The sequence below is a fragment of the Xanthobacter sediminis genome (genome assembly GCF_043195015.1).
In the GTDB taxonomy this organism is placed as follows: domain Bacteria; phylum Pseudomonadota; class Alphaproteobacteria; order Rhizobiales; family Xanthobacteraceae; genus Xanthobacter.
In genome coordinates this window covers 79,785-100,193 of sequence record NZ_JBAFWH010000009.1, presented here as the reverse complement: position 1 = coordinate 100,193, position 20,409 = coordinate 79,785, and the positions used below count along the sequence as shown (strand labels likewise).

At 69.9% G+C, this 20,409-nt stretch carries 16 protein-coding genes; 3 read left to right on the top strand and 13 right to left on the bottom strand.

The annotated features are described in order from the left end of the window. The first annotated feature begins 6 nt into the window (after nt 1-6). The 3 genes from V5F61_RS13405 to V5F61_RS13395 are packed head-to-tail and all read left to right on the top strand — an operon-like array spanning nt 7 to nt 2,357. Nucleotides 7-837: an ABC transporter permease gene (locus V5F61_RS13405; protein WP_393988496.1), complete on the top strand. Its 831-nt coding sequence runs from the start codon at nt 7-9 to the stop codon at nt 835-837. Further along, nucleotides 834-1,592: an ABC transporter permease gene (locus tag V5F61_RS13400; protein WP_393988495.1), complete on the top strand. Its 759-nt coding sequence runs from the start codon at nt 834-836 to the stop codon at nt 1,590-1,592. Before V5F61_RS13405 ends, V5F61_RS13400 begins: the two co-directional genes overlap by 4 nt. A gap of 12 nt (nt 1,593-1,604) precedes the next feature. Then, nucleotides 1,605-2,357: an ABC transporter ATP-binding protein gene (locus V5F61_RS13395; protein ID WP_393988494.1), complete on the top strand. Its 753-nt coding sequence runs from the start codon at nt 1,605-1,607 to the stop codon at nt 2,355-2,357. Nucleotides 2,358-2,683: 326 nt separating this feature from the next. Here the strand turns inward: V5F61_RS13395 and V5F61_RS13390 are convergent, their stop codons facing one another. From V5F61_RS13390 to V5F61_RS13330, 13 genes are all read right to left on the bottom strand, one after another. Then, entirely contained in the window at nt 2,684-4,834 is a 2,151-nt protein-coding gene (locus V5F61_RS13390; RefSeq protein ID WP_393988493.1) for an exonuclease domain-containing protein, read from the bottom strand. Beyond that, nucleotides 4,831-5,259, bottom strand: coding sequence for a response regulator transcription factor (locus tag V5F61_RS13385; protein ID WP_393988492.1), 429 nt, complete (start codon nt 5,257-5,259; stop codon nt 4,831-4,833). Before V5F61_RS13385 ends, V5F61_RS13390 begins: the two co-directional genes overlap by 4 nt. Continuing rightward, nucleotides 5,256-7,973 (bottom strand): ATP-binding protein, encoded by a 2,718-nt coding sequence (locus tag V5F61_RS13380; protein WP_393988491.1) that lies wholly within the window; start codon nt 7,971-7,973, stop codon nt 5,256-5,258. Before V5F61_RS13380 ends, V5F61_RS13385 begins: the two co-directional genes overlap by 4 nt. Beyond that, a complete protein-coding gene (locus V5F61_RS13375; RefSeq protein WP_393988490.1) occupies nt 7,970-8,206 on the bottom strand; it encodes a hypothetical protein in 237 nt (78 codons plus the stop codon). Before V5F61_RS13375 ends, V5F61_RS13380 begins: the two co-directional genes overlap by 4 nt. After that, entirely contained in the window at nt 8,203-9,591 is a 1,389-nt protein-coding gene (locus V5F61_RS13370) for a DUF294 nucleotidyltransferase-like domain-containing protein (protein ID WP_393988489.1), read from the bottom strand. Before V5F61_RS13370 ends, V5F61_RS13375 begins: the two co-directional genes overlap by 4 nt. Nucleotides 9,592-9,750: 159 nt before the next feature. Then, complete coding sequence (locus V5F61_RS13365; RefSeq protein ID WP_393988628.1) at nt 9,751-11,421, bottom strand: cation acetate symporter; 1,671 nt, start codon at nt 11,419-11,421, stop codon at nt 9,751-9,753. Between the two features lie 53 nt (nt 11,422-11,474). Then, nucleotides 11,475-11,783 carry a DUF485 domain-containing protein gene (locus tag V5F61_RS13360; protein WP_393988488.1) on the bottom strand — a complete coding sequence of 103 codons (309 nt, stop codon included), beginning with the start codon at nt 11,781-11,783 and terminating at the stop codon, nt 11,475-11,477. Nucleotides 11,784-12,398: 615 nt separating this feature from the next. Then, entirely contained in the window at nt 12,399-13,490 is a 1,092-nt protein-coding gene (gene ppk2, locus V5F61_RS13355; protein WP_393988487.1) for a polyphosphate kinase 2, read from the bottom strand. Between the two features lie 141 nt (nt 13,491-13,631). After that, on the bottom strand, nt 13,632-15,893 hold the full coding sequence (locus V5F61_RS13350; protein ID WP_393988486.1) for an O-linked N-acetylglucosamine transferase family protein: 2,262 nt from the start codon (nt 15,891-15,893) through the stop codon (nt 13,632-13,634). A 102-nt stretch (nt 15,894-15,995) separates the two neighbouring features. Further along, entirely contained in the window at nt 15,996-16,721 is a 726-nt protein-coding gene (locus V5F61_RS13345) for an FkbM family methyltransferase (RefSeq protein ID WP_393988485.1), read from the bottom strand. A gap of 374 nt (nt 16,722-17,095) precedes the next feature. Then, the gene (locus V5F61_RS13340; RefSeq protein ID WP_393988484.1) at nt 17,096-18,388 is read right to left on the bottom strand and encodes a glycosyltransferase family 2 protein; all 1,293 of its coding nucleotides are present in this window, start codon (nt 18,386-18,388) and stop codon (nt 17,096-17,098) included. A 423-nt stretch (nt 18,389-18,811) separates the two neighbouring features. After that, a complete protein-coding gene (locus V5F61_RS13335) occupies nt 18,812-19,063 on the bottom strand; it encodes a GlsB/YeaQ/YmgE family stress response membrane protein (protein WP_393988483.1) in 252 nt (83 codons plus the stop codon). Between the two features lie 74 nt (nt 19,064-19,137). Next, nucleotides 19,138-20,385, bottom strand: a complete 1,248-nt coding sequence (locus V5F61_RS13330; protein WP_393988482.1) for a threonine/serine exporter family protein — start codon at nt 20,383-20,385, stop codon at nt 19,138-19,140. Between the last annotated feature and the right edge of the window lie 24 nt (nt 20,386-20,409).

Below are 20,409 nucleotides of genomic sequence, written 5' to 3'. Positions count from 1 at the left end.
CGGGCCATGACCTCCACCACATCCGCCGCAGACCTGCCGCTGCCCGCCGCGGCGGTGGCGCGGCACCGCAGCCTTCTCCTGCCGCGCGTCCGCGCTCTGGCGGCGGTGCTGCAGGGGCTGGCCTTGCCCTTCGGCCTGCTCGCCCTGTGGGCGCTCGCCTCCGGCCAGGGCTGGCTGCCCGCGCAGATCCTGCCCGGCCCGCGCGCTGTGCTCGAAGCCTTCCGCGAGCTTTCCGCCACCGGCGAGCTCGGCGAGCACGTCCGCGCCACCCTGGGGCGGGTGGCGCTGGGCTTCGCCCTGGGCGGCGCGGTGGGCCTGCTCCTCGGCATCGCCATGGGTGTGTCCCGCACCGTGTCGCAGCTCATCGAGCCGGTGTTCGTCTGGTTCGCCCAGGTGCCGCCCATCGCGCTCGCGCCGCTGCTCATCCTGCTGGTGGGCATCGACGAGATGCTGAAGGTGCTCATCGTCGCCAAGGCGGCAATGATCCCGCTCGCGGTCAACACCGCGGAGGGCGTGCGCAACGTGCCGCCGCACTGGCGGGAGGTGGGGCGCGTATTCGGCTTCTCCCCCTCGCGCACGGTGTTCGGCCTGGTGCTGCCGGCGGCGCTGCCCACGGTGTTCGCGGGCGTGCGCACCGGCCTCACCCATGCGTGGCTGGCGCTGGTGGCGGTGGAGCTCATCGCTTCCACAGAGGGGCTCGGCTACCTCATGGTGTGGGGGCGCCAGCTGTTCCAGATCGAGTTCGTGCTGGTGTCGGTGGTGGTCATCGGCGTCGTCGGCTTCGCCCTGGACCGGGGGCTGCGCCTCGTGGAGGCCCGCATCGGGGCCTGGCGATGACCGCCGCCCTCGCGCGGGGCGCGCTGCGCCTGAGCCTGCTGCCGCTGGCGCTGCTGGCCCTCTGGCAGGCCGCGAGCGCGGCCGGCTGGACTGATCTCAGGGAACTGCCGGCACCCGCCACCGTGCTGGCCCGCGCCCTGGGTGAATGGCGCAGCGGCGAGTTGCCGGCGGCGCTGCTCGCCTCCCTGGCGCGGGACCTCGCGGGCTTCGCGCTCGGCGCGGCCGCGGGCATTCCGCTCGGCCTCGCGCTGGGCCTGTCGCCGGTGTTCGGGCGGCTGGTGGGGCCCACCTTCGATTCCTTCAAGCAGATCGCCATCTTCGCCTGGATTCCCTTGTTCGGCCTTTGGTTCGGCATGGGGGAGGGGGCCAAGGTGGCCTTCATCGCCACCGCCGCCTTCGTGCCGGTCACGGTGAATGCCTGGGCCGGCGCGCGCGCCCTGCCGACGACGCTGGAGGAAGCCACGGCCGTGCTGCGCTTCTCCCCCTGGCAGCGGCTGGTGTGGGCGCGGCTGCCGGCGGCGCTGCCGGATATCGTCGCGGGGCTCCGGGTGGGGCTCATCAACGCCTGGCTCGCCACCGTCGGCGCGGAATACTTCATGAGCGTGGCGCCCGGCCTCGGCTCCGTGCTCATCACGGGGCGGGACCTCTACGCCATGGACCTGGTGCTCGTGGGGGTGGCGGTGCTCGGCCTCACGGGGGTGGCGCTGGATGCCGCCGCGAGCCGCCTCGGCGCCCTTCTCATCCGCTGGCAGTGACGGGAGCAGCCCATGGCCGCGACGGCCCTCGAGATCCGCAACCTCAGCAAGACCTACGTGGTGAACGGCGCGCCGCTGCCGGTGCTCGCGGGCATCAGCCTCGATGTGGCGCCGGGCGAGTTCGTCTCGGTGGTGGGCGCGTCGGGCTGCGGCAAGTCCACGCTGCTGCGCCTCATCGTGGGGCTGGAGAGCGAGCACGAGGGGCATCTCGGCTTCGCCGGGCGGGCCATCCGGGGGCCGGGGCCCGAGCGGGCCATCGTGTTCCAGGAGCACCGGCTGTTCCCCTGGCTCACGGCCGCGCAGAACGTGGAAGCGGGGCTTGCGCGCTCCGACCTCGGCAAGGCGGAGCGTCGTCGCATCGCTTCCGAGCATCTGGCGCTCGTGGGTCTCTCCAAATTCGCGCAGGCGCTGCCGAAGCAGCTCTCCGGCGGCATGGCGCAGCGCGTCGCCATCGCCCGCGCCCTCGTGAGCCGGCCCGGCCTGCTGCTGCTCGACGAGCCCTTCGGCGCCCTCGACGCCCTCACCCGCAGCCACCTGCAGCGCGAGGTGCTGCGCATCGTGCGGCAGGAGGGCCTCTCCGCCATCATCGTCACCCACGACGTGGACGAGGCCATCCTGCTGGGCGACCGGGTGGTGGTGATGCAGCCGCACCCCGGCCGCATCGCGGAGATCATCGACATCCCCGAGGGTCCGGTGCGCGAGCCCGGCACCGCCGAGGCGGTGGCCCTGCGCAAGCGCATCCTGCGCCGGCTGGGCGAGGACTGATGCTATCGGCCGGTTTTTAGCCGGCACCAGTGAGGCTGGGTGGGTTGCGCCGCAGCGCCGCGCGGGCTTGACCGAAGACCTGTGAGAAAAGCGCACCGGCCTTTGGCATTGAGCCGGCGGCCCGCGCGCCTCTTGGCGCGTCGCCGTTCACCGGGAATGCGCCAAAGCCATGCTTCGTCACGGCTCCGTCCGCAAACCGCTTCAGGCTTCTGCTGAAATCGCCGTAAAGAACTGCCCGGTTGCGCCGGCTCGTGGCGGTCGCTCTGGGGTATTGAAAGCACGCCTTTTCTTCACGCGAACCGGCATCCACTTGGCTTGAAAGCGTCCTAATACTTCAGCCGGGCGTAGTAGGAATCCTCCGAGGCGGTGCGGGCGTCGCCCAGGGTGCGGATGCCCTGCTGGCGGAGCAGCGGCAGCAGCTTCAGGAACACCTGCGCACACACCATCGCATCGCCCAGCGCCGTGTGGCGGCCGGCTATGGTGACGCCGAGCCGCGCCGCGATCGCCTCCAGGCTCTGCGCCTCCGCATGGGGGTGGACGATGGAGGCGAGCAACAGCGTGTCGAGCACCGGCTGGTCGAACACGAGGCCGGTGGCCGCCTCCTTCAGCTTCAGGAAGCGCAGGTCGAACGCCACGTTATGGCCCACCAGCACCGTATCGGAGACGAAGGCGTGGAAGGCAGGCAGCGCTTCCGCGATGGTGGGCTGGCCGCGCACCATGGCCGGGCGGATGCCGTGGATGGCGATGCCCGCCTCGGGGATGGAGCGGCGCGGATCCACCAGTTGGTCGAGACACTCGGCGCGCAGCAGCTTGCCGTTCACGATGCGGGTGGCGCCGATCTGGATGATCTCGTCGCCGCCGGCGGGGTCGAGCCCGGTGGTTTCGGTGTCGAACACCGTGAAGCTCAGCTCCTCCAGCGGACGGTGGTCGCGCTCGTGGTGGGCGTCGGCAGCGGCGAAGAGGTCGAAGTCGTAATATTCCGGCCGGCTCTCGCCCGCGTGCGGGAGCATGTCCGCGCCGCCGGCGGCGCAGGGTAGCAGGAAGCGGAACGCGGCACGCGCCTCGCCGCCGCGCGCATGCTCCAGCCACACCTCTCCGCCGTGGCGCTCCGCGACGTCGCGCACGCTCAGGGCCCCGCCGCCTGAGCCGTCCATGGGGCCGGACTGCCAGCCGGCGCCGATGGCCGCGCCGCTCGCGAAGGCGAGGTCGAGATGGGCGTGCCCGTCCGCCCGCGCGAGGCGCAGTTCCAGGGCCGGCGCCTCGCGCGCCTCGGCCGCGCGCCGCGCCAGGAAGGCGAGGGCGGCGATGAGGGCGAAGCTGTCCACGCTCAGCCAGAGGTCGGCATCCACCGCGTCGGCGCGCACGGCCTGCCCGGTCTGCGCCTCGATGCGGTGGGCGGCGGCGGCGACGAGATCGGCCCCCAGCATGTCCTGGAGCGGCCAGCGGGTGCGGTGGGCGCCGGAAGCTTCGGCCGCGAGGGTGGTGATGCGCGCGCCCAGGGCCGCCACCTCCTCCCGCACCACGCCCTGGAAGCGCTCGCGGTCGGTGGTGTCGAGGTCGGGATAGTCCAGCATGTCCAGGGCCGCCTGGATGCTGGCGAGGCCGGCGCGGCTGCTCTCGGTAAGGGCGAGCCACTGGCGGTCGGTCCTGGCCTCGGCCTCGTATTCGTCGGTGATGTCGTCGAGCAGCAGCACGAAGCCGGTGGCCGGCGCGCCTTCCGCGGTGCCGCGCACGGGCGCGAGGCTCACCCGCAGCAGGTGGCCGGAGGGCGTGTGGGTGACGAAGCGCGCGCCCGGCGCCGGCTCGCCGCGCACGATGCGCCGCTCCATGCTCTCGCGGGCATGGTCGATGAGGGCCTTGTCCACCACCTGGTGGATGGAGCGCCCGAGGCCGATCAGCTCCGCCCCCGCCGCCCCGCCGGGCGCGCGGGAGATGCGGCGGCACAGGGCGCGAGCGCGGGCATTGTAGAGCAGGATGCGGCCTTCGAGATTGCAGACCACCACGCTCTGCTGCAGCTCGGCCACCAGGGCGCCGAGCTGGTCGCGCTGCTGGGCCACGGCGCGGCTCGCGTTATCCACCAGGCGGGCCATCTCCTGCCGCAGGGTGCCGCGTTCCAGCGCGAGGGCATTCAGCGCGTCGGCCAGAGCCCGGCTAGAGGCCGGGCCTAGGGCAGGCAGTGGAGGCGCGTCGGCATCGCCCACAAGTACGCGCGCGCCTTCGGCGAGGCGGGTGGGGCCGGCCACATGGCGGGCATGGAGCTTCTGCACCGCCCAGGCGGCGCCGGCGGCGGCCACCAGCCACCAGAACAGCACCAGCATGCCGCGGGTTTCCACCAGTGGGCCGAGGACGGCCCATAGCGCGGCGGCGTCAGGGGCATCGAGGGTGGCGTAGAAGCCGGCCGCGCCCAGCGCCAGCCACAGCGCCAGGGCGAGCCCCGGCGCCAGCATGGCGGCGGCCAGCGGCCGGTCGAAGCTCATTCGGCGGCGTCCCGCGCCATCATCTCCTTCACCGTCTGCACCAGGTCGCGGGTGGAGAAGGGCTTGGTGACATAGGCGTCCGCCCCCGCACCGACGCCGCGGGCCTTGTCGGTCTCGCGGCCCTTGGCGGTGAGCATCACGATACGGGTCTCGCGGGTGTCGGCGTCGGAGCGCACGGCCTCGCACACGTCGAAGCCGGTCATGCCGGGCATGGAGGCATCCAGCAGCACGAGGCGCGGGTGCTCGCGGCGGATGGTCTCCAGCGCGCCGAGGCCGTCGCGCGCCACCAGCACGTGGAAGCCCTCGCGCTTCATCATGAATTCCAGCGATACCACGATGTTCGGCTCGTCGTCGGCGATGAGGACCTTGTCGCCCGCCGGGCCGTTCGCGGCCCCGTTCACTTGTCCGTTCTGCTGTCCGTTCATGGCGTTCTTCCTCCCGGCTGGAGGGGCAGTCTGAACGCGAAGGTCGCGCCGCCGCCCGGTTCTGACACCAGCCACATGGCTCCGCCCAGATGATCCACGATCTGGCGGCTGATCGGAAGCCCCAGTCCGGTGCCCGAGGGCCGGGAAAGGGCATCGCCGCCTTGGCGGAACTTCTCGAATATGGTGTGCCGCTCTGCTTCCGGCACCCCCGGCCCGTTGTCCTTCACCTCCACGATGAGGAAATCGGCCTCGCGGCGCAGGGTCACGTCCACCCGGCCGGCGCCCTCGGGCACGAACTTGGCGGCGTTGGAGAGCAGGTTCACCAGCACCTGCATCAGCCGGTCGGCATCGGCCCGCACCGTGGGCACGCGCTCCGGCATGTGCGTCGCGACATGGGCTCCGCGGGCATGGAACAGCTCGGAGGTGGCCTTCACCGCATCCCGCACCAGCGCGGCGAGGTCCACGTCCTGCGCCTGCCAGTCCGCGAGGCCGGACTCGATCTTGGCGAGGTCCAGCACCTGGTTGACGAGGCGCCCCAGCCGCTCGCTCTCGGCCACGATGATGCGCAGGAAGTCGGCGCGCTGGGCCTCCTCCATGTCGGGCGAGTCGAGCATCAGCTCGGAGAAGGCGCGGATGGAGGTCAGCGGCGTGCGCAGCTCATGGGTGACGGACGAGACGAAGTCGTCCTTCAACTGGTCCAGGGTCTTGAGCTGCGCATTGGCGGCCTTCAGCTCGGCGCTCGCGGCCTCCAGCTTCTCGGCATAGACGCGCACCTTTGAGGCTTCGTCGAGGATCTGGAGCACATCCTCCATATCCAGCGGCTCCTCTTCCACCACCGAGGCCACCAGCACCCGTGCCGAGGCGCTGCCCACGGCGCCGGCCAGCGTCCGTTCCACCCGGCCCACGAGGGCGGCGTCTGCCTTCAGGGCGTGGATGTCGCCGGCGCCGGCTTCCGCTGCGTGGGCCTCGAACACGGCGCGCGCACGCTCGGAGCCCAGCAGCCGGGCGGTGAGCGCCATCAGGTCGTCGAGCCGCGCGGCGCCGCGCCAGAACACGGGGGCGCCGGCGCCGGGATGGCGGGCGAAGGCGTCCACGAACAGCAGGGCCTGGGTCGCCTCCACCCCCTGGGGGGCGCGCCGCAGCGAGAGGCCCACATAGAGCCCGGTGTTGACGAGCAGGCTCCAGAACAGGGCGTGGGTGAGCGGGTCGAGCCCGCCGAAGCCGAACAGCCGCTCCGGCGCCAGCAGCGCCAAGCCGAGCGGCCCCTCGCTCACGAATGCCTGTGAGATCCAGCCCGATTTCGCCACCGAGGGCAGCATGAGCGTGTAGGTCCATACCAGAAAGCCGGCGGCGAGACCGGCGAGCGCGCCGATGCGCGTGCCGCCCCGCCAATACATGCCGCCGAGCAGGGCGGGGGCGAACTGCGCCACCGCCGCGAAGCTGATGAGGCCGATGGAGACCAGCGCATAGGCCTCCCCCGCCACCTGGAAATAAAAATAGCCGAGCAGCAGCACACCGATGATGGCGGCCCGGCGGATGTTGAGCAGCAGGGCCGTGAGATCCCCGCCTGTGCGGGCAGCGAAGCCGGGCCGGCGCAGCAGGGCGGGCATCACGAGATCGTTGCACACCATGGTCGAGACCGCGATCGTCTCCACGATCAGCATGCCGGTGGCGGCCGAAAGCCCGCCCACATAGGCGATGAGCGCCAGCACCGGCGCGCCATGGGCGAGCGGCAGGGAGAGCACGAAGGTGTCGGCATCCACGCCGCCGGGGCCGAACAGCACGAGCCCGCCCAGCGCAATCGGCAGCACGAAGAGATTGATGGCGAGGAGGTAGGCCGGGAACACCCAGGCCGCGCGCTTCACGTGCCGCTCGTCGGTGCACTCCACAACCATGATCTGGAACTGCCGTGGCAGCAGCAGCGCGGAAAGCATGGAGAGGATGGTGAGCGCGAACCACTGCGTGTAGTCGAACGGTGCATCGGGGCTGGGATTGAAGAGGGTGGCGAGCTCCGGCAGCGCCTGTGCCCGCGCCCAGATGTCCGCCATGCCGCCGAACAGGCCGTAGGTGACGAACAGGCCCACCGCCAGGAACGCCAGCAGCTTCACCACGGATTCGAAGGCGATGGCCGCCACCATGCCCTCGTGCCGCTCCGCGCTGTCGAGGTGGCGGGTGCCGAACAGGATGGTGAAGAGGGCGAGCGCCAGGGTGACGGCGAGCGTGCCGTCGCGCCACCAGGGCAAAGCGGCGGCCGGGGCCGCCCACGCGCCGTGGGTGAGAACGTGGTAGCCCGCCGAAACCGCCTTCAGCTGCAACGCGATGTAGGGGACGATGCCGACCACGGTGATGAGCGTGACCAGCGCCGCCAGCGCCGGGCTCTTGCCGTAGCGGCTGGCGATGAAGTCGGCGATGGAGGTGATGCGGTGGGCGTGGGCGATGCGAATCATCTTGCGCACGACGATCCACGCGAGGAACATCGCCAGCATGGGTCCGAGATAGATGGGCAGGAACCAGATGCCCCCAGCCGCCGCCCGCCCGACGCTGCCGAAATAGGTCCAGGCGGTGCAGTAGACCGCCAGCGACATGGCATAGACCCAGGCATTCGAGATCATCGAGCGCCCGCGCGCGGCCGAGCTGTCCGCCGCCGCGGCGATGGTGAACAGGAGCGCCAGGTAGCCGATGGAGACCGCGAGGACGAGGGGCGCGGAGATCATGGCGCGCCGTCCCCGCCGCGCCGCCGCTCGCTCACGCGTGCGAGCAGCACGATCAGCAGTGCCCAGATCGCGAACAGCGCCACCGGCAGCAGCGGCAGGCCGAGCACGGTGACCGGCACGTTCCACACCGCGAGCAGCGGAAAGTTGAACAGCAGCATCCCCGCCGCGAACAGGGCCAGCAGCACCGCCGGCCGCGGGCCGTCGTCGCCGGGCCTGTCGTTCCCCCCGGTCACAGCAGGTCGAACCGGTAGTGGCGCGCGAGCCACTGCTTGAAGGCGCGCACGATGGCGAGGGAGTCCTTCAGCGCCTGCCGGTCCAGGGTGCCGAGCTCGCTCAGGGGCAGGGTGTTGCCCGGCGCGCGGCCGGCCGCGCGCTGGCGCAGGTTGCTCGAGAGCTTCAGGCCCATGAGGCAATGGAGCGCGTCGGCGAGGTCGCGCCCCAGGGCGGCGTCGAGCCGGCCGTCATCCACCAGCGCCTTGATGCGCGCCGCCGTGGAAAGGGGCCGCACCCGGTATTCGAGCGCCAGCGCCCGCACCCCGTGGACGATGGGGAAGATGCCGAGCTTCTTCAGGTCGATCTCCGCCGCCGCCCGGCCCCGCAGGCCGGGCAGCCGCGACCACCACGCCTCGCCATCGCCGAACTGCTCCACCGCGCGCGCGAAGCGGGAGAAATAGGCGGCGTCGTCCTGCAGCAGGAAATCGAGATGGGCGCGGGCGTCTTCCATGAGCGCGCCGTCGCCCGCCACCACCGCCGCGTCGAGGAAGATGGCGAGGTTCATGGGCCCTTCGGCCGTGCCTGCGAACAGCCAGCGCTTCAGCGTGTCCTTGAAGGCGGCGAGCGGTTGGCACCAGAGCGGGCGGCTGAGCATGATGCCGCCGGGGCAGGGCGGGTAGCCGAAGGTGATGAGGGCGGCGGTGAACGCCTCCGTCACCGCCGCCAGCCCCTCGAAGGCGAAGCCGTCGCGCAGGATGAGGGCGTTGTCCTGGTCGGTCTTGATGAGCTGCTCGCCGCGCCCCTCGGAGCCCATCACCAGCAGGCAGGAGTTCTCGCGCAGCGCCGGCGGCGCCAGCAGCTCCCACAGGCGATGGAACAGGCGGCGGTTCAATTCACCCACCAGCTCGCCGATCACCTCCACCCGTACCCCGTCGTCCTGGAGGTCGGCGATCAGCTCGTCGATCTGCCGGGCGGCGGCGCGCAGCTCGTCCACATCGGCGGCTTCGGTGATTTCGAGGGCGATGAGGTGGGAGTGGCTGGCCACGAAGGCCATGAGGTCGATCTGGCTGAGCAGGCCGACGATGGCCTCTCCCTCCCGCACCACCACGCGGTGGATGCGGTGGCGCAGCATCAGCAGCATGGCGCCGTAAAGCTCGTCGTCGATGGAGACGGAAAACGGCTCGAAAGTGGCGATCTCGCGCACCGGCAGCAGATGGGGGGGCGTCTCGCGCAGCAGCGCATCGCGCAGGTTGGTGGTGGTGAAGACGCCGATGCGGGCGCCATCGCGCACCAGGGCATCGGTGAGGCCCTTCTCGGAAAGGGCGCGGCAGAGGCTGACGAGGTCGGTGCCGCCGTCCACGAAGAAGGGCTTGCGCACATAGGCATCGCGCACGTGCGAGGCCATGACGGAAACGAACTCCCGGCGCTCGCGGCGCCGGGAGCGGACCCGCCCGTTTCGGGGCGGGTCGAGGGGAGATGGTGCCCCGACGGGGAGGGACTCCGGAGTGGAGTCGGGGGGCACCGGTCCCCCAGCCGTGGAATCCGGCCGCGACATGGCTCCGGCCTAGTGGGCCGAGGCTTCCGCCGCGCCGATGCCGGTCTCCGAGCGCACTTCCTGGGCCGGGAAGCCTGCACGGTCGACCGCCGCCCGCTGGCTCTTGTCCGTGATGGAGAAGAACCAGATGCCGGCGAAGCCGAGGATCATGGAGAACAGCGCCGGCGAGGTGTAGGGGAACGGCGCCGAGCCGGCCGGGTTGCCGAGCGTGGCTTCCCACACCGACGGCGACAGGATGGTAAGGATCACCGACGAGGCAAGACCCAGGAAGCCGCCGATCACCGCGCCCTTGGTGGTGCAGTCCTTCCACAGCACCGACATGAACAGCACCGGGAAGTTGGCCGAGGCCGCCACCGCGAACGCCAGGGACACCATGAAGGCGATGTTCTGCTTCTCGAAGGCGATGCCGAGCAGCACCGCGATGATGCCGAGGCAGATGGTGGTGACGCGCGAGACCTTCAGCTCCGAGGCGCTGTCGGCCTTGCCGCCCTTCAGCACGGTCGAATAGAGGTCATGCGACACCGCCGAGGCGCCCGACAGCGTGAGGCCGGCCACCACCGCGAGGATGGTTGCGAACGCCACCGCCGACATGAAGCCCAGGAACACGTTGCCGCCCACCGCATGCGCGAGGTGCACCGCCGCCATGTTCACGCCGCCCACCAGGCCGCCCTTGGCGTCCAGGAACTCTGGGTTGGTGAGCACGAAGGTGATGGCGCCAAAGCCGATGATGAAGGTGAGCAGGTAGAAGTAGCCGATCCAACCGGTGGCCCACATCACGGACTTGCGGGCTTCCTTCGCGCTGGGCACGGTGAAGAAGCGCATGAGGATGTGCGGCAGGCCGGCGGTGCCGAACATGAGCGCCATGCCGAAGGAGATGGCGGAGATCGGGTCCTTGATGAAGGAGCCCGGGCCCATGATGGACTGGCCGGCGGTGGCCGCCGCCTCGGGCGTGGCCCCCTTGGCGGTGGCGATCTGGGTCTTCACCTGCACGGCAGCCGCGAACAGCTTCTCCGGTCTGAAGCCGTACTGCCACATCACCATGAAGGCCATGAAGCTGGCGCCGCCGAGCAGCATGCACGCCTTGATGATCTGCACCCATGTGGTGGCCGTCATGCCGCCGAACAGCACGTAGACCATCATGAGCACGCCGACGATCACCACCGCCATCCAGTAGTCGAGGCCGAACAGCAGCTTGATGAGCTGGCCGGCGCCCACCATCTGGGCGATGAGGTAGAAGGCGACCACCACCAGCGTGCCGGAGGCCGCGAACACGCGCACCGGCGTCTGGGCGAAGCGGAAGGCCGCCACGTCGGCGAAGGTGAACTTGCCGAGGTTGCGCAGGCGCTCCGCCATCAGGAAGGTGAGGATGGGCCAGCCGACGAGGAAGCCGATCGAGTAGATCAGGCCGTCGTAGCCGGAGGTCATCACCGCCGCGGAGATGCCGAGGAACGAGGCCGCCGACATATAGTCGCCGGCGATGGCGAGGCCGTTCTGGAAGCCGGAGATGCCGCCGCCGGCGGTGTAGAAGTCGGCCGCGGACTTGGTCTTGGCCGCCGCCCACTTGGTGATGAACAGGGTCATCACAACGAACAGCGCGAACATCACGATCGCGGTCCAGTTGGTGGCCTGCTTCTCGGCAACGCCGAGGTCGCCGCCTGCGGCGAGCACGGGCCCCGACATGAGCGCCACGGAGGCCGCGAGGCCCGCGCGCGCGAAGAGATTGCGAACGCTCGTCACTTCAGCACCTCCGCCTTGATCTTTTCGGACAGCGCGTCGAACTCGCCGTTGGCGCGACGCACGTAGATGGCGGTGATGAGAATGGTGAAGACGATGACGCCGAAGCCGATCGGAATGCCCCACGTCATGACGTCGGTGCCGATGCGCGCGGCCAGCACCTGCTTATTGAAGGCGATCAGCAGGATGAAGCCGTAATAGACGATCAGCATCGCGAAGGTCAGCGTCCAGCCGAATCGCGAACGCGTCGATTTCAGGCGTTGGTAATCGGGATTGGCCGCGATGCGCGCGGCCAGTGAATTGTCCATGGGAAGCTCCTCTCCAACCCGCGGACGATTCCGCGGGCTTTGTTTTTCTGGTCGGGCGCCTGTGGCGTCCCGGTTGGTGAACCCCGAACGCCATCCTCGTCGCGGGCGGCTGTCGGCCACCCGGGACGTTCGGCGCGCAAGGTCCCGTGGTTCCCGCTCCGCTTCGGAAAGCTCCGTGCGGCCGGGACCCAAGGTCTGGCGTCAGGTCCAACTCACCTTCGCATCCGGGATGAGGCAGGCGCGCAATGCGCACCTCATTTTCAGGCGCAGGTGATTTTTTCACATGGGTTCTCGTTCCAAGCCGCGGCATCCTCCCCATGCCGAAAAGCGGAACAGTTGGAAGCTCTCGCTGATCGGCCGCTCTGGTTCGGTTCCCGGCCTGTTGTGGCAGCCGGCACCTGGGGCGATTCTCGATACACCGAGGCTTCGTACTCGCAACCTAAGCGACCGCGGCGCCGGAGGCGACTCATACTTAGGTCCGAAGCCGCGCCCCGCGCATGCTGCGCGGCAGGCTCCGCGCGCACGCAAAAAAAACCCGGCGCGGCCCAGGCTGCACCGGGTGTCAGGGTATGGAAAGACGCAGGCGGAGGCGCCGTGCGGCGCGTCGTGCGGTGCTCAGGCGCCCTTGGGGCCGTCGACGGTGTACTCGTCGCGTTCATGGACGGCGTTGGCGCGCCCCACCAGCAGCAGGTCCACCGGCCCGATGCGCTCGATATCCTTGCCCTTGTAGGGCAGGGAATGGAGCACGTAGCGCATGGCGTTGATGCGCGCGCGCTTCTTGTCGTCGGACTTGATGACGGTCCAGGGCGAGTCGGCGGTGTCGGTGTGGAAGAACATGGCTTCCTTCGCCCGGGTATAGTCCGCCCACTTGTCGAGGGAGGCGAGATCGATGGGCGAAAGCTTCCACTGCTTCAGCGGATGCACCTTGCGCTCCTTGAAGCGCCTGCGCTGCTCCTCACGGCTCACCGAGAACCAGAACTTGATGAGATGGGTGCCGCTGCGCACGAGGTTGCGCTCGAACTCCGGCGCCTGGCGCAGGAACTCACGGTATTCGTCGTCGCCGCAGAAGCCCATCACCCGCTCGACGCCGGCGCGGTTGTACCAGCTCCGGTCGAACATCACGATCTCGCCGGTGGTGGGAAGGTGCTCCACATAGCGCTGGAAGTACCACTGTCCGCGCTCCACGTCGCTGGGCTTCTCCAGCGCCACCACCCGCGCGCCGCGCGGATTGAGATGCTCCGTGAAGCGCTTGATGGCACCGCCCTTGCCGGCGGCGTCGCGCCCCTCGAACAGGAGAACGACGCGCTGGCGTGCCTCCTTCACCCACGACTGAAGCTTGAGAAGCTCGGTCTGAAGCTGGAACTTCTGGTGCTCGTAGTCGCGTCTCAGCATGCGGTACTTGTAGGGGTAGCTGCCGTCGCGCCAGTCGTCGGCGAGTTCGTCGCTGGTGGCGCGATGCGGGCCGGAGGGCTTGGGCAGGCCGAGCGCGCCGCTCAGGCGCGCCGCATCATCCGGCGCAGCGCCGGCGATGATGGCTTCCAGGCCCTCGCTCACGGAAGCCCGCGTGGCGATCTCTTCCACGGCGGAGAGCTTGGCTTCCTGCGCCGCCTTCACGCGCTCGTCCGCGAGGCTGGTTTCCGCCGCCTCGGGAATGGAGGCCACGAAGGGGGCCTTCTCGGCTTCCGGGGGCGTGGTTTCGTCAGTCATTCTGCGTGTCTTTCTCCGTGTCCCGGCGTTGGTCGGCATCGCGGGCGCGGCGCTTGACACGCGCCGCGCGGCGGCGTCCGCGGAGGACGGGTCATGCCTCGAAGCTTTGCGACATAGCCGGCGAATAAGCCTTGACCAAAGTCAATTGCCTATCCCCGCGCGCGGCACCGCGAAGGCTTCCGGCGCCTTGCCCGCACACCGCAGGGCGTGCATCCGCGTGTAGGCGGCCTCGATGCCGCGGGTGAAGGCCGCGGTGTCGAAAAGGGGCGCGCGCTCACGTGCCACCCGCAGCCGGGCCTTGAGCGCCGCGCGGCGCTCGGGATCGCGGGCGAGGGAAAGGGCGAGCGCCTCATATTCCTTGATGGAGGAGGTCACGAGCTCCGGCATGTCCACCGCGTGCAGCAGGCTGGCGGCGACCCGTGCGGGGAAGCTGTCGCCGGGCAACGTGACCACGGGCACGCCGGCCCACAGGGCATCGCTGGCGGTGGTGTGGGCGTTGTAGGGCCGGGTGTCCAGGAAAAGGTCGGCGTGGGCATAGCGCGCAAGGTGGAGACCCTGCCCCATCAGTGGCGCGAAGACGAGCCGTTCCGGCTCAATGCCCCGGCTTGCGGCCTCGTAGGCAAGGTTGTCGCGCGCGGCGGGGTTCGCCTCGAACAGCCACAGCACCGAGCCTGGCACCTGATCGAGCAGACGCAGCCAGACCGCGAACATCTCGGGCGTGATTTTGTAAGTGTTGTTGAAACAGCAGAAGACGAAGGCACCCTCCGGCAGGCCGCACTCGGCGCGGGTGGGGGCGATTTCGGCGACCTCGCGGCGGCTGTCGTTCGGCTGATAGCAATCGGGGAGCTGAACGATTTTCTCGTCGAAGCCGGCGGCGGCGGAGAATGGGGTCACGACCGGGTCGCCGATCACATAGTCTATGAAATCGGCCCCCATGGTGCCGGGATAGCCGAGGTAGTTCACCTGCACCGGCGCCGGGCGCAGCACCATGATCTGGGTGCGGCAGCCCTTGGTGTAGCCCTTCAGGTCCACCAGGATGTCGATGCCGTCCTCGCGGATGCGACGGGCGGCTTCTCCGTCCGAAAGGTGGCCGATCTCGACAAAATGGTCGAACGCCTTCTCGATCCTTCGGCGCATGCTGCTGCCGTCGTCGGGGCTGAAGGAATAGGCGAAGGTTTCAAATGCCTCGCGGTTATGATGCTCGAACATCCCGGCCGCGAGGAAGGCAGTGGCGTGCCCATAGAAGTCGTTGGAGAGGTAGCCGATGCGGATGCGGCGGCCGGGCACGGCGGGCGGTGGCGGAGGCAGGCGGTCGCTGGAGGCGACCCGGCACTGTCGCGCGTAAGCTCGCCCGGCCAGCAGGTGCTCCGTGGGCGTGAGGTTGCAGGCGAGCAGAACGAAGGGATCGACGTTTTCCGCATCGCCACGCGCCAGCGTGCGTGAAAGCTCCGCCTCCCACCGGTGGATGTCGCCCCACTGGCAGATGTGCTGGCTCATCTTGATGGCGCCGATCAGCGCCGCGGCCATGCCGGGGTCGATGCGCAGCGTGCGGCGGTAATAGTCCAGCGCTTCGGAAAACCTGTCCTCCTTGGCGTAGAGCACGGCCATGTTGAGCAGGGTGAGCGCGTGGTCGGGATTGAGGGCGTAAGCCTTCTGCAGCGCTTCGGCGGCTTCGCGCGGGCGGTGCATGTCCAGCAGCAGCGCGCCGATATTGCATTGGACCGGCGCATCCGCGGGATTGACGGCCACCGCGGCCTGGAACAGCGCCAGCGCCTCCGCCATCCGGACTCCGCTGTGGGCAAGCCCGCCCTCGGTTCGCAGCCGCTCGGCGGTGAGGGTGCCACGTCGCGCCGCCTCCACCCATTCGCGCACCGCCAGGGCGGGGTCTTCCCCGGCGGCGATCCTGGCGAGGCCGAGCGCGAGCGCGGTGTCGGCGTCGTCCGGGATCTCGGCAGCCTGCCGGCGCAGCAACTCCACCTCCCCACCGCTTGCCCAGAGGCGCGCCCGGCCCGTGCGTGCCCCGCGGTGGGCGGGGTTGACGGCCAGTGCCCGCTCGAAGCAGGCCACGGCCTCCTCCTTCGCCGCGCCGCCCTTCTGTGCCAGCACATCACCGAGGCCGGCCGCGACATCGGCGTCGCCCGGAAGGCGGGAGGCAGCCTGCCTCAGCGCGCCTTCCGCCTCATCGAGGCGACCGCAGGCGGCGAGGCACAGGCCGAGCATGTGGTGGGTGCGGGCGTTGGCGGGGTCGCGCTTCAGGGCGCTGGCGTAGAACTCCGCGGCTTCGGCGAACTTGCCCTCCTGGTGCAGGAGGACGGCGCGCCGCGCATCTTCCGCCGACTTGAGCGTGGTGTTCCGTGCGGTGCCACGCGCCACGCGGAACCCGGCCCTCTGCCCCTTCGCCATGCTTTTCTTCCCCAGCCTCCGCCGCCCCGCCGCGGCGACGCGGACGGCCTCAGGGCGGCACTTTTGCCGTTTCCGCTTGTCCGTGGCTTGTGCGGCCCCGCCTCACAGACGCGTGGCGTGGATGTCGAACACCCGGCCAGGCGGGGCGATGCGCGTCCCCTCGCGCGTCAGGATCTTCTCGGCATACTCCGCCTCGAACGCGCCGCGTGCCTGCCAGTCGCCGGGCAGAGCATCTCCAAACGGGCCCGCCGAGCCATCGGTGAAGGTGAAGGGCAGATCCGGATCACTCATGTCCGGCACCTCCGATCGGTCCACGAGCTGAAACCCGTTGTAGCCGCAGGCGCTGAGCGTGGCGACGAGCTCGAAGCCGGCGCCGTGCTCCTCGACGCTCACATAAAGGGGCTTCACCAGCTGGCGCACGAGCTGGCCGATGGCCGTGCGGTCGCCGCCCTCCACGTCGATCTTCATGTAGAGCGGGGTGCCGAAGCGGTCGAACAGGTCGCCGAGGGTCATGGTGGGCAGCTCCATGCGGCGCCCCGGCGTGCCTTCGGCCACGAGTTGCGCGGGCAGCAGGCTGCCGCGCAGGTCCCCGGTCTCGTTCAGATGGAAGGTTTCCGTGCCCGCCTCGGTCCAGATGGCGGCCTCCACGAGGGTGAGGCGCCCGGCGGCGATGGCCGTCGCGAATCGCGCACGTGCGGCCTCCGCCAGGAGCGGGTTGGGCTCCAGGGCGACCACCTCGAAATCCTTGGCGAGGTAATAGGCCGTATCGTCGCCGCTGTGCATGCCGAGGTCCATGATGAACCGGCTCGAATCCGCAAACACGGTCATGGGGCTGGGCTCTCCTTGGAGAAGGCATGGGGATCCGCGCCGGCTTCGCGGGGGCGTATCGGCGCAGCTGGCGAGAGACACCTGCGCCGTCGCTCCGCCGAAGCGTCCGCGTCGATTTGCGCGCGGGTGCCGGCGGCTTCAGGAGGAAGGGGGGCGGTAACCGGCCATTTCCGCGCTGCCAAGCGGTGGCCGGCCCCAGCTTTCCGCTTCGGACGGCAGGAAGCGCACCAAAGCGCCAGCGAGCGCTCCCGGCCTTGCGCTCGCGCTGTTTCGCTCTGCGGCGTCCCGGCGTTCGGCATCTCAGTTTCGCATCCGTCCCTCTTGCCCGGCCGTGCGTCAGCGCGGGCGGCCGCGAAGGACCGCCCGGCTTGCCGTCACAGCAGGACGGAGGCTCCGATGTCCCGCTCGCTGACGATCAGGCCCGGTGCATAGCCCTGCTCGATGAACGACTGGCGCATCTCCTCGCTGCCGATGAACACCAGGCTGGCGTGCAGGTTCTTTGGGGAGGGGTTGGCGGGCGGCGGAATGACCAGGATGCGCCGGTCGAGACCCGCGTCGCGCAGGAGCTGGCCGAGGGCTTGCCCGTCATCCACTCCGGCCACCAGCAGCCTCTCCAGCTCGGGCACCGCATTGGCAAGGCGGGCGAGCGTCTGCGCGGTCACGAGCAGCGGCAGGTTATCGAGGTGCTCGAAGGTGGAGAGGGCGCCGGGGTCGAAGTAGCACACTCGGCACAGGATTTCGTAGGCGCGGACATAGTCCTTGCGCTGGAGCCACAGTCGCATGGCCGCCCGCATGCGCTGCTCGACGAAATGGTCGATCAGGTTGCGGAAAGACAGGCGGACGTCCTCTCTGATGACGATGTTGCGGCGGCGCAGCAGGCTGAACACCATGTATTCGAGCCCGCCCCGGTAGCTGTCCCAGTCGATCAGGGCCTGCTCGGTGCTCCGGCGGGTGTGGTTGGGGCTCACCGGGCTGAGCGTGACGGAGCGGTAGTAGGGCGCGCGCCGGAAGGCGACCGGGCCGCTGGCCGCGATGGAGGCGAGCTGGGCGAACGACCAGTGGCAGAACTGCGGCGTGGAGACCACCCGGCTCAGGGCGTCCGCGCGGTAGACGGCGATCTCCGGGAAGACCTTGTGCTCGACTATGTAGCCGATGAGGTCGGTTTCGTCGTTGGGGTTGAAGACCTTCAGCTCGTCGGGCTGGGTGTAGGCTGCCGGCCCTTCGATTTCGCGCAGGTCGTCATAGTCGGACCACGGCGTGTAGCAGGCGCGGATCTCCGGATGTGCCCGCATGAAGCGGATATTGTCCGCCAGCGCTTCGGGCACGATCAGGTCGTCATCGGCGAGGTAGACCACATATTCGCCAACCGCGCGGTGGAGCGCACCGAGGATGTTGGCGATGCCCTTGTCCGCCTCCTGGCGGAAATAGCGGATCGGGAGCCCCTCGGCACGGAAGCGCTCGGCGACTTCCGCCGTGCCGTCGGTGGAGCAGTCGTCGCAGATGACGATCTCATAGGAGAAGTCCCAGCTCGCGCCCCACGCCTTGATGCGGGGCAAGAGGGCTTCGAGGAACGGCGCGCGGTCGCGCGTCGGCACGCAGAGGCTGAGCGTGACCGCGCCTGCGCGCGCGGGAGTGGGCGACGATTGCGGGATGAACGGATTGGTCATGGCTGCAAGTCCTGCGCTGCCGCATCGCGGGCCGGGAGGGTCATGGATGCCGCCGGCCCGCGCGCGCCAAGGGCGGGAGCGCTCCAACGGAATGTGAGGGCGGGGTCCGGGGCTGGGACCTCGGGGAGGGGGTAGACCGCCGTGCGGGCGCCGCAAGGCGAGCCGGTGCCACGGGCACGCGCCGGGGCGCGCGCATCCGCGCCACGGGTGTGACGCGGGCGGAAAGAAAGGGAAGCTGGCTGTCGGGTGCTCACGCGGATGCCTTCGCCGCAGTGACGCGGGCGCTCCACGCCGCCTCGCGCCTCTGGCGCCCGCCGGATGACATCACGACCTTCATGCCCGCCCCCAAGCCCGATCGGTAGTCTGACCGGAGCCCGTTTACGGGCCGTCGATTGCCTGTGGCTGACTTCTCGCGCGCCGCGATCAGCCCCGCACTGCGCGGGCCCCGCCGATGAGGATGCAGGCGCCTACGATGCCGGCGACGAGGTAGCCCAGCCAGCCCGCGAAGCCCACCCCGAGCAACCCGAACAGGAAGCTCGCCACCGCCGCGCCGAGGATGCCGAGGATGATGTTCACGAGCAGGCCGTTGCCGCTTTTCATGAGGGCGGATGCGATCCAGCCCGCGAACCCGCCGACGATGATGGCGGCGATCCAGCCAATCCCTGCGTCTTCCATGTCGGGCCTCGCGTAGTGCGCGCTTCAGAGTGACATCTCCCATCAAACGCAGCGAGGTGGCGCGGGTTCCGTGCCTACTGCCGATGGCGCAGGCTGCCCAGGTAATTGTCGTACATCATCTTGGGCACGATCAGGCCAACCGTCATGGCGAGGATGATGATGAGGGCGGTGATGCCGTTCACCGTAGCGTGTACCAGGAGCTGGGCCGGGGCACCCTCGCCCATGCTCGTCAGCTCCACCAGCGCGGCGGCGGCCTCGAACAGGAACACGCCCGGCACCATCGAGACCACGGCCGCGAACGAGAAGCCGGCGAACGGATAGCGCAGCCGCGCCGTCAGCGGCGCCGCCAGAAGGCCCACGATGAAGCATGCGGCAAGGCTGCTGCCGGCGATGGTCACCCCCGAGGCCAGCAGCAGCCAGCGCACTCCGTGCGCCAGCATGCCCACCAGCATGGGGGCGGGCAGCATGCGCCAGGGCATGTTGAAGAAGGTGCCGTAGGCGGAGACGGCGATGCCGGCGGCGATGACGTCGCCATACCAGGGCACCGCACGATCCGGCCCCGCTGCGGGCAGGTCGATATTCCCCGCCATGAGCCCCAGCAGGAGGCCGGCGCAGATCATCAGCACCACCAGCCCCGCGAACACCAGCCGCGCCGAGCCGATGGTGAGCCGCGCGCGGGCAAGGTCTATGGTGCCGTTGAGCACGTGGGGGCCTGGCACCAGCACCATGCACGGACACACCAGGACCAGGCGCGGGTCCACCCCAATATCCATGTGTATGGCGACGACACCTGCCACTCCGGCGAACAGCGCGGCGCTGAAGGGCTGGATGAGGGTGTTGCGCGAAAGATGGGCCATTGCCCGCCGCAGCAGCCCGCCGCATCCGGCGCTGAAGGCGATGACGGCGAGCGTCGCGAAATTGCCGGCGCCGAAGATCGCGCCGAGGGCAGCCGCGCCGGCGGCGGCCATGACGGCGAAGCGCACCATATTGACGGGCGGCATGCGGCTTACGGCTTCGAGCCCGGCGGCCGCGCCCGCGGGGTCCAGGCGGCCTGTGGCCACGTCGTCGATGATGCGGAGCACGGCGGCGACCCGTCCCATGTCGACGCTGGTGGGCTTGGCCGCGATGATGATGGGGCCGGGCCGCCCCTCCACCCAGAGCACCACCTCGCCCCAGCGCAGCAGCAGGTCCGCCTTGACCCCGAGCGCGTCGCCGAATTGGCGCACCGCCGCCCCGGTGCTTTCCGAGGACTGCCCGCTGAGGAAGAGGATGTCAGCGGCGGCGGCGATCAGGTCCGCCTCTGTCGATGTCTCGGACGGCACGTCGCGGCCCACCCCATTCTGCGC

Coding starts and splice junctions, on each gene's coding strand:
- V5F61_RS13400 (WP_393988495.1), top strand. CDS start 834: ATGACCGCCGCCCTCGCGCGGGGCGCGCTGCGCCTGAGCCTGCTGCCG.
- V5F61_RS13340 (WP_393988484.1), bottom strand. CDS start 18,388: ATGACCAATCCGTTCATCCCGCAATCGTCGCCCACTCCCGCGCGCGCA.
- V5F61_RS13350 (WP_393988486.1), bottom strand. CDS start 15,893: ATGGCGAAGGGGCAGAGGGCCGGGTTCCGCGTGGCGCGTGGCACCGCA.
- V5F61_RS13360 (WP_393988488.1), bottom strand. CDS start 11,783: ATGGACAATTCACTGGCCGCGCGCATCGCGGCCAATCCCGATTACCAA.
- ppk2 (WP_393988487.1), bottom strand. CDS start 13,490: ATGACTGACGAAACCACGCCCCCGGAAGCCGAGAAGGCCCCCTTCGTG.
- V5F61_RS13405 (WP_393988496.1), top strand. CDS start 7: ATGACCTCCACCACATCCGCCGCAGACCTGCCGCTGCCCGCCGCGGCG.
- V5F61_RS13370 (WP_393988489.1), bottom strand. CDS start 9,591: ATGGCCTCGCACGTGCGCGATGCCTATGTGCGCAAGCCCTTCTTCGTG.
- V5F61_RS13365 (WP_393988628.1), bottom strand. CDS start 11,421: ATGTCGGGGCCCGTGCTCGCCGCAGGCGGCGACCTCGGCGTTGCCGAG.
- V5F61_RS13335 (WP_393988483.1), bottom strand. CDS start 19,063: ATGGAAGACGCAGGGATTGGCTGGATCGCCGCCATCATCGTCGGCGGG.
- V5F61_RS13380 (WP_393988491.1), bottom strand. CDS start 7,973: ATGATCTCCGCGCCCCTCGTCCTCGCGGTCTCCATCGGCTACCTGGCG.
- V5F61_RS13385 (WP_393988492.1), bottom strand. CDS start 5,259: ATGAACGGACAGCAGAACGGACAAGTGAACGGGGCCGCGAACGGCCCG.
- V5F61_RS13390 (WP_393988493.1), bottom strand. CDS start 4,834: ATGAGCTTCGACCGGCCGCTGGCCGCCGCCATGCTGGCGCCGGGGCTC.
- V5F61_RS13395 (WP_393988494.1), top strand. CDS start 1,605: ATGGCCGCGACGGCCCTCGAGATCCGCAACCTCAGCAAGACCTACGTG.
- V5F61_RS13345 (WP_393988485.1), bottom strand. CDS start 16,721: ATGACCGTGTTTGCGGATTCGAGCCGGTTCATCATGGACCTCGGCATG.